This is a genomic window from Bartonella tribocorum (assembly GCF_002777915.1).
Taxonomy (GTDB): domain Bacteria; phylum Pseudomonadota; class Alphaproteobacteria; order Rhizobiales; family Rhizobiaceae; genus Bartonella; species Bartonella tribocorum_A.
The window spans coordinates 1-8,574 of record NZ_NJGE01000037.1; the positions used below are offsets into that span (position 1 = coordinate 1).

The following is an 8,574-nucleotide window of genomic DNA, read 5'->3' on the forward strand; positions in this document are numbered from 1 at the left end:
GTTCCGTTCCATTTCACACCGCGGTTTGTTGTTGAGTTGGTGCATATTCAATATCTTGGATATGAATATATTCGGCATCTTGTATAGACGCGTTTATTTGCTCTTGTTTAGGGTGAGATTGTAGAGCTCTTTCTCTTTGAATGTTTTTCCTTTTTTCCAAAAGCGCCAAAACCTCTTGTGCTTGTTTAAAAGACATATGAAAGAGAGAAGCCTAATTTCTTCAGATTGTGTTTTTTTAATTAATTCTTTGATTTGTTCAAGCATGTCATAAGAAATGAGTTGTACTGGTGTGGTATTATTAATACGAGCCGCTTCATCTTCTTCATAAATACCGGAAAAACCGAAAGCATAGCGTGCACATTGTATAGTTGCTTTATGACGAACATACGTGCTGGATATTTTCCATGGGTCACTGTTTTCTTTCTTACATTCCGATAAATATTCAGTGACTTCGATAGGATCTTTAATGCCTTTGAGACGAACAGCGCATTTGATAGCAATGAGATTACCATCTTTATCGAGTTGATCTTGAAAAGTCATGCCATCGAATTGAGCATTAGATTTGATGATTTTAATCCACCCATCAATAGAGACAACAGGGATAATACCGCTGCCTTTTTTAGGGAATGCATAGATTTCTTTTGTTAATGGGTTTAATCCATAAGTATTTGCAACAGAGATAAAAGCAGCGAATTCTTCATCAGAGAAGTTATGATTGATACATGTTTTGATAATTGTTTTACGAAATTCATCATGAGAAAAGCCATATTTGCTTGCCATGGTTGTTAAAGAAGAATTTGTCATTATTGTTTCCTTGATTTGCGCGCAATTCCCCCGTGGCATGAATCACGCTTGTGCTTAAAAGTTGGTTTGTGTTGCTAGAAAGGAATGACGTCCTCTTCTGAAGAGAAGCCGTTCTGGGCGGTCATAGTTTGTTTACAAGCCTTTGAATTATCATAAATTTGTGTGTGTCCAAAAATATGAGCATCATATATTTTGACGTTATTATAAATTTTTGTATTGCCAAAAACATAAGCATCATCAGCAATTTCTGCGTTATCATAAATCTTACCACTATCGTAAATATTGGCACGGGAATAAACCTGGCATCATTATAAATCCAACAATCGTTTTCATGACTTAAATTGTTTTCATACTCTACAAAGCCTCCAAGATCACCAGCCTTAATATCTCTAAAATCTTTTAAAGCACGAATGCGGTAAAGCGTAAGGTATCCATCAAACTCAATTGTTTCATCAGTAAATTCGTATTTTTTTCCATGGTTTATTTCCTTTAAGTTAGATTTCCCCTTTGTCATTCTTGAAAGAACGGCATTGGTTTGTGTTGTAATTTTTTGAAAAGAGGGGGCGCTCTTAACAGCCCCTTATGTAGTAGGACGGATAGTTTGGAAGGACATCACAAAGACGCAACTTGTTTTGTTCTTCATAAGTCCCGTACATTTTGTCTTGATATTCAAGCCATCTGATTTCGTTTAAAAAAATACTGTATGCGCCGCTGTGTAGAATAAAGTCGTGAGGTATGTTTCCATTGAAGCACTGTTCTTCACGTTCTTTAAGGTAAAGTTCTGCGATCTCTTCAGAGATATCTTCGCGCTGTTTAGTTGTTTTTTCTACCCGCAGAATTTGAACAGCATTATCAGCTTTATCAATAAAGTCAATAATGTCCTTTTCTTCTAAGAAAGGACCCGATTTAGCGAGATTTTGTTCTTCATTTTCGCAGATGACTAAGAGAATTTCATCAGGGTTTATAAATACTGGTTTTTCCACAAACGCTTTGACATAGACTTTTTTTCAGAGTATGGTGTCTTTATATACGCATTATGCATACTTGTCAATAAAAAATACGCATTATGTTTATTTTGTGTAATAAGATAAAAATCCTTTTATAGGGGATTTTTATTAATTGACATTTCTCTGTAAGGAGAGAGGAATAAGTTATGAAAAAAACAAAAAGTGATGCGGAATTAGATAATGAAATAATGCAATTAGTTTCTACATTTAGTTATGAAAGATAAAAAGCTTCCATTTTTTTTCATTATTTAAGCGGCTTAGAAGGTGAAGAATTGTTTCTTTATCTGCCTGACTTGTTTTCTTTAGCAGATCAATGATTTGTTCTTCAATAGGTTGTTCTACTGTAGATATTGGAAAGGAGGGACCTTCTCCTTCTCCAGTTAATAACCATCCCTCACTGATTCTAAATGCTTTTGCGTATTTTTTAGATGCGCGTGATATTCCTCTAAGACCTTGTTCATGTTGTATATAGCTAGAATAGTTCCATCCAAAATATCTAGCTGCTTCTTTAGCACTTCTAAAACCACGTACTAGACGCGCTTTCATCAATCTAGAGGATTGGTCTGTTATTTTATCAAGCATGTTTATCTCCTATATTACTCATAATGCATATTATTCTCATGAATAAGATAGAAGCAAAAGAACTAAGAAAACGCCTTAATCTTACGCAGGATGAAATGGCGGCATTATTAGGCGTCAACAAATCAACGGTATGGCGTTGGGAAAAATATGGTGTTCCTTCAAGAGGGGCAGTGGCTTAATCTTTTAAAATCTTTATGCGATCAAGAGCAACGCCCCCCATTGTCGAAAATTTGCAAGAGCCGGGGTGTTGATAACACTGGCGAGTCTTTGCAGCCTTAAGGAGCTTATGATGTCTGTTAAAAAGAAATATGAATTCACGGGGCATGAGATTAGGCTTGGTCAATCGGCTAAGTTTTTACATCATAATATAGGGTCACTTAAACGTATACGCGCCTTAAGAGATTTTGGAAAAGTTAAAGCAGGTAATTTGGGTGGTTACATAGAGCATGAGGGCAACTTAAGTCACGAGGGAGATTGCTGGGTAGATGGTTCGAATACAACCCTTTACGGTGGATATATTTATGGAGATGCTAAGGTTTATGGTTGTGCAGAAATTTTGGATCACGCGTATGTTTATGATCAGGCGCAGATTTATGGCAATGCCGTGGTTTATTGTCAAGCTAAGGTTTCTGGTAATGCACATGTATACGGTAGGACAATAATTTGTGAAAATGCCTGTGTGTGTGGCGATGCATGGATTGATACAGGTGTTATTAGTGGTCGTGATTTAGTTAATAGTAGTAAAAAGAAACATGAACTTACAGATGATATAGTCGATCTTGGTCCTTGTAAGGTTTACCGTATACGTGCATTGAGAAGCTTTGGTAAAGTAAAAAAGGCGATTTAGGTGGTTGGGTAGAAAGTGAAGAAAATCTCAGTCATGCAGGCAATTGTTGGATCAGTGGTTTAGAAGTAGTTTTTGGCGGCGGAAGAATAAGTGGTGATGATGAGGTTCAAAACTTTCAGTGTATTTCTAATACGACTTATAAATTGTCTATGTTAACACCACAGCAATACATGAAATCGCTACCTTGGCACCGTAGAATATGGAAAAAACTCCGTTATTATAAGGAGTTCAGAATATGGCTGTAGTCGTTAGGACTATTCATAATAGAGTTTCTTTTTTTAACATACTACATTCCCAAGCCATGTCCTGTTCTCTTGTCCACTGGACAAAAACCAAGACAGAAAATAGTATCAAGGGTTTCTTCTGGATTATTACATGAGGTATGTTCAACTACAATGATTATAGGGGTTGTTGAGCGTGGTTCTTGTGGGTGTATAGTAAGACAAAGAGTCAATTTACTTTTGGCATTTATACTAAAAAGATCAAAAAAAAACCAAATGTTCAGGCTCTAATTTGGGGTCTATTAAATTAACATGCTTTTTGGTTTTTGATTTGATTTTTTTCGCATTTTTACGTTTTTCAATGTCTGTTTTACCTTTAGGATTTGGGTAAAGTGCATTAACAAATGTAAACGGGTGATCTTGTGATATTTTGATATGGTTTATTTTGATTATTTGGTTTGTGGGATTGTGAATGACTAATTCCAATTCAACTTCTAGGTCACTAGGATGATTTGGAGTCAGATCTTCAGAAACTACACGTACACTATAGCCTTGCAACTTTTGTCCTAAACGTTTTTCTTTTTGTTCTTTGTAGCTTTTATAAAGAACAAAGCCTAGGGAGATCACACTAATGATTAAAGAAATGCATTCATATGTTGTTGGCATATTTCACGAGCCTGTCTTTACCTGCTTTTCGGAGAAAAACAACCTTATAAAACACGTTTTGTATGGAGCTGCGTGGTGATTAATACGATTCTTTGTTTTGATCTAGGTACGAAGATGGGGTGGGCGATACGAGGGGGAAATGGTCATATATTCAGTGGTACGATGAGTTTGCAACCCCGTCGTTTTGAAGGCGGGGGAATGCGTTATTTACGCTTTAAGCAATGGCTTAATGAGATAAAGCATACAGCAGGTGATATTGACGCGGTGTATTTTGAAGAAGTGAGGCGTCATGTTGGAACTGATGCAGCGCATATTTACGGTGGATTACTAGCAACGTTAACGGCGTGGTGTGAACATCATCAGATACCGTATGAGGGGATACCCGTTAGTACGATTAAGAAAGCGACGACGGGGAAGGGGAATGCGTCGAAAGAAGAAATGATTAAGGCGATGCGTGCAAAGGGTCACGCGCCTTGTGATGACAATGAAGCAGATGCTTTAGCAATTTTACATTTAGTTCAAGAAAGGTAATCGAGTGTGATGATGTTCAATCAGAACAAATCAAAACGATAGAAACCAAACAACCAATCATTCACGAGCAAAATATCAATCTTTCAAACGAAGCTAACAACCGATGGCAAATTAACGAAGCGATGATTGAGAAATTGCCTTCACGAAAAGGTAAAAAGGTTGGTAAACAACTTTCAGAAATCCTTGACAAGGTGATGCCTGCTTGTTTTCCAGAGAAAGCAAAATTTTTTGAAGAAACAAAGAAAACGAGGGAAAAACAATAAGTTGAAAGAATACTAGAAGATTTCAACCCCGATTTTCAATACGCAATTGATTTAGGATTAACGCATGATGAAGCGTTATCAGAGTTTAAAAAATTTGTACGCTTTTCAAAATCCCATCCATGTCGAAATGCACATGAACGCAATTGGCAAAGTGCTTGGGATAATTGGATTACGCATCCAAAATATGGATTGGCAACTAAGAAACACGTAGAATTAGAATTGAAAGAAGCATTAGAAGTGAAAGTATCATATGCAAACGCACGCTATAAACCACCGTCAAACATCTTTGAAAACAAACAGTCAAAAAGATTTAGCATTACTTCCAAGAGCGATCTATGCTTAAAGACACTTATGGATCAGAATACGTTAGAAATACAGAGGCTATTAGTTATTTACAACATAATGGGATTGTATTTAATCGCATTCGAAAAACAGCAAAATAGTGAAAAGTGCTGATAATTTTGAGAATAGATATGCGTTTAAATCGTCAAAAAGGTACCGTACAGAGTGATTTAAATATTTTATGATGAAAGCACCATATTAAAATTAAAAACGCCTCTGTACGGTCCACTTTGAGGTAAATAAACCCATCGGTAAAATTATGGATTTAAACAAAAAGATATTAAATCAGATGTTCTTAACAAATCGTAAACAGAAAACGAAAAAAGTTTGTTGCAATGGCGGTGGGGCATGCACCATGGGGAACGAGGGTAGCAGAGTATTTTTATAATCTTTACGAATACGAAGATGGAGAGAGAGAATATGAGGAATTTGATGGTGGACAGTATCATGATCATAAGATGCCTGACAAAGTTGATTACAGTACCAAGGCTCAAGTGAAAGCGTGGATATACGGAGGTGATTTGCCAAGAAGCGTATTGAGTTATGAACCTTTAATAGATGAGGTGAATTCGAAAATCAAAAAGCGCACGAAGCATGATCAGTTGATTAGTGAGATTACGAATGATGGGGAATGGGGTTATCCCTTATCTTGTGATGAAATGGATAGAGAGCTAGAAAAAGCGCTTGGTATTCAATTGTGTAGGGATCAAAATGAAAAAAGTGAAAAAATAAAAAATACGTATTGACTTTAAAGAAAAGGTCGTTTAATAAAATTAACGAGTGCCTAAGAAACACTTGCGAATAGCGGATAAACCACGAAAAGGTTTCTCCCATTTTTTAAAATACTGGCTGTCTTTTATGCTTTCAATAGTGTATGATGATTTATGTCGGGTGTGGTCGCACCATAAAATACTCTTTATGAGGAAAGTGTGACGACGGACTATTCGCCGTGTTTCTTAGCGCCCGACGCCCTTATAGGGGCGTCAATTAAGAAACTAATTTAAACGAATAGGATTACTAGCATGAATGCTACTGTTACAAATCAAGAAACTTCTCCAAAATATGAACTTACTAATGAAACCCGCGTTGTTAACGGCGTGACTTTACACCGCATTAAAGCTTTAAGAGACTTTTCTGATGTTAAGGCGGGGGCTTTGGGGGGCTTTATCGAAAAGGAAAGCAACCTCTCTCATGATGGCAATTGCTGGGTATATGATGATGCCATGGTCGCTACAGATTCTGTAGTTTCTGACAATGCACAAGTGCGCAATAATGCACGTGTTTTCAGAAGTGCAAAAGTATCTGATAATGCTGTTATTCTGGATAATGCATTGGTTTTTCATAATGCTAGGGTTTTTGAAAATGCAAAAATTTGTGATAACGCCATGGTCAATGGCACTGTTAGTGGCAATGCTGTTGTTTGTAATAATGCAAAGCTCTTTTTTATCGCTTTTGTTTCTGATAATGCACAAATTTATGATGATGCTTGTGTGAATGGTGAGGTTTTTGGCAATGCACGTATTTATGGCAATGCAACGGTTTATAGAAAGCTTCGTACTGATGGGTGGGTTGATCATACGTATGTAAACATTTATGGCAATGCCGTTATGAATGGCAATCAAAAAATTTGTGATGATACTGATGGTAGTGAACAAATTTTAGATAAAACAGCATAAATAACGGGGCGGGGGGCTGCTTATAGCAAAAAAAAGCCGTGTCCTTTAAAGACGCGGCTTTGGGAACAAATCCAAAATAGAGCGATGATAATAGAGGAATATTATCAAAATCAATAAAACTATTAGATTGTTTTATATCAAAATGCAAGCCTTAATACACAAAAGCCGCATCAAAATGAATTGACACGGCTTTTATGATCAAAATAGCTAACGATTAAAACAACCAATCGAAATATAAAAAACATCTTTTTATCGCACAAAACGTATCAAAATGCAATAGAAAAGTAGCTTTTAAAGCTTAATCTTTTATGTGAAAATATCTTTTTTAATCATTGAACACATTGTAAAAACACTTAAAACATGTTATGATCTTTATATCATTTAATGGAACTTATAAACATGTTTAATAAAGTGATTTTAATTGGCCATTTAGATGAAAATCCAGAAAGCAAAACAATGTCTTCTGGCGCCGAGGTGGTCAATTTTCGTATGGCAACTTCTTAAAACTACACAGACAAGGCAACCAATAAGAAAGTAGACAAAACAGAATGGCATTCCATTGTGGTGTTTAATTCGCATTTGGCAAAAATAGCACTCCAGTATCTCAATAAGGGCATATTTGATATAATATCAAGAAATGAAATAAAGTCAATAGCTTGTGTGTAATTATTTTATACGAATCCACTTAAGAATCCATCTTTTTATGCGTGTTTAAATTGAGCATTTTTTATATAAGATTGCCATGTATGAATAGACCATAAAAAGCAAATCATGATGCTAATATTATAACGCATGTAAACGTTCAAATGAAATGAAAAGCAGATATCATTCATAACAGTTTATAAATTTTATGATACGTTTTTAATCACAGCACAAATCACATTGTTTAAAATTTAGTTGTTTGGAATTATCGATAACATACGTTTAAAGATCACATCTTGTTTTAAAGATTGGATTGTTAATCGCATAAAATAACAAATTAACGTTCGCCAAAATTGGCGAGCGCAAAATAGAGAGCTGTCATAACAGCATCATCATAACAGCGAACATTTTAAAGATTGCATAAAAAGATTTAAAGACAAGATCGATTTTATAACCACGGTATTTTTTTACTGGGGTAGGAAATCAAGGTAATGAAATTCAAAACGTCCTGTCTTATGAAATTGAAAGCCTTTATGATATAGGCAAGCAAGCGAATAGCAAAATTGTTATAAAGTTTGAAACGCTTTCTTTTAAGACTGGTCAATCCAAATTTGGATTGAGTGATTTTAGTCTCCTCAAATTTGAGGGCATCTCTTTAGACAAGATAAGCAAGTAAAATTCAAAACCATTGTAACATCACAAGGCATGGAATTTTTCTAAATTTTTAGACAAAACGCCATTGTTTAAAGAATGCTCTATTCTAAAGATAACGAGCTCAAATTTGAGCGGGTTGATTTTTAAAGAAATTAGGTTTTAAAGAAAAGTGAAAAGACGCTTATGAAAGCTTTTCTAAATGCACGTTTAAACATTTTAACCATAAAATGAGATTTTTATAAAAAACGTTTGCAACTAATGTTTATAACAGTTTTTAAAGCCTTACATTTGTAAAAAACGCTGCTTTTATCTTATGAGAGCTTGTTTTGAAAACCAATG

General features: G+C 35.4%; 8 protein-coding genes and 4 pseudogenes. 7 read left to right on the plus strand and 5 right to left on the minus strand.

Features of this window, described 5'->3' with window-relative positions:
* Positions 1-13: 13 nt before the first annotated feature.
* From CER18_RS09075 to CER18_RS09090, 4 genes and pseudogenes are all read right to left on the minus strand, one after another.
* Positions 14-804: pseudogene (locus tag CER18_RS09075) on the minus strand (recombinase RecT).
* Between the two features lie 121 nt (positions 805-925).
* The gene (locus CER18_RS09080; RefSeq protein ID WP_245410093.1) at positions 926-1,318 is read right to left on the minus strand and encodes a hypothetical protein; all 393 of its coding nucleotides are present in this window, start codon (positions 1,316-1,318) and stop codon (positions 926-928) included.
* Positions 1,319-1,373: 55 nt separating this feature from the next.
* Positions 1,374-1,787, minus strand: a complete 414-nt coding sequence (locus CER18_RS09085) for a hypothetical protein (RefSeq protein ID WP_100129671.1) — start codon at positions 1,785-1,787, stop codon at positions 1,374-1,376.
* Between the two features lie 231 nt (positions 1,788-2,018).
* Positions 2,019-2,393, minus strand: a complete 375-nt coding sequence (locus CER18_RS09090) for a helix-turn-helix transcriptional regulator (protein ID WP_100129672.1) — start codon at positions 2,391-2,393, stop codon at positions 2,019-2,021.
* Positions 2,394-2,431: 38 nt separating this feature from the next.
* On the opposite strand from CER18_RS09090, the pseudogene CER18_RS10630 reads away from it, so the two are divergent.
* Positions 2,432-2,672 (plus strand): annotated as a pseudogene (locus CER18_RS10630) (helix-turn-helix domain-containing protein).
* 10 nt (positions 2,673-2,682) lie between these two features.
* Complete coding sequence (locus CER18_RS09105) at positions 2,683-3,240, plus strand: hypothetical protein (RefSeq protein ID WP_245410094.1); 558 nt, start codon at positions 2,683-2,685, stop codon at positions 3,238-3,240.
* Between the two features lie 482 nt (positions 3,241-3,722).
* On the opposite strand, the gene CER18_RS09110 is transcribed toward CER18_RS09105, so the two are convergent.
* The gene (locus tag CER18_RS09110) at positions 3,723-4,127 is read right to left on the minus strand and encodes a hypothetical protein (RefSeq protein ID WP_100129673.1); all 405 of its coding nucleotides are present in this window, start codon (positions 4,125-4,127) and stop codon (positions 3,723-3,725) included.
* A 75-nt stretch (positions 4,128-4,202) separates the two neighbouring features.
* On the opposite strand from CER18_RS09110, the gene CER18_RS09115 reads away from it, so the two are divergent.
* The 5 genes and pseudogenes from CER18_RS09115 to ssb form a co-directional block, all read left to right on the plus strand.
* The gene (locus tag CER18_RS09115) at positions 4,203-4,658 is read left to right on the plus strand and encodes a crossover junction endodeoxyribonuclease RuvC (protein WP_100129674.1); all 456 of its coding nucleotides are present in this window, start codon (positions 4,203-4,205) and stop codon (positions 4,656-4,658) included.
* 122 nt (positions 4,659-4,780) lie between these two features.
* Complete coding sequence (locus CER18_RS10635) at positions 4,781-4,921, plus strand: hypothetical protein (RefSeq protein WP_245410095.1); 141 nt, start codon at positions 4,781-4,783, stop codon at positions 4,919-4,921.
* Positions 4,922-5,552: 631 nt separating this feature from the next.
* Positions 5,553-6,009: pseudogene (locus CER18_RS09125) on the plus strand (hypothetical protein).
* A 276-nt stretch (positions 6,010-6,285) separates the two neighbouring features.
* Positions 6,286-6,939 carry a hypothetical protein gene (locus tag CER18_RS09130; protein WP_100129675.1) on the plus strand — a complete coding sequence of 218 codons (654 nt, stop codon included), beginning with the start codon at positions 6,286-6,288 and terminating at the stop codon, positions 6,937-6,939.
* Positions 6,940-7,338: 399 nt separating this feature from the next.
* Positions 7,339-7,554, plus strand: a pseudogene (gene ssb, locus CER18_RS09135) (single-stranded DNA-binding protein); the annotation flags it as partial.
* Positions 7,555-8,574: the final 1,020 nt, after the last annotated feature.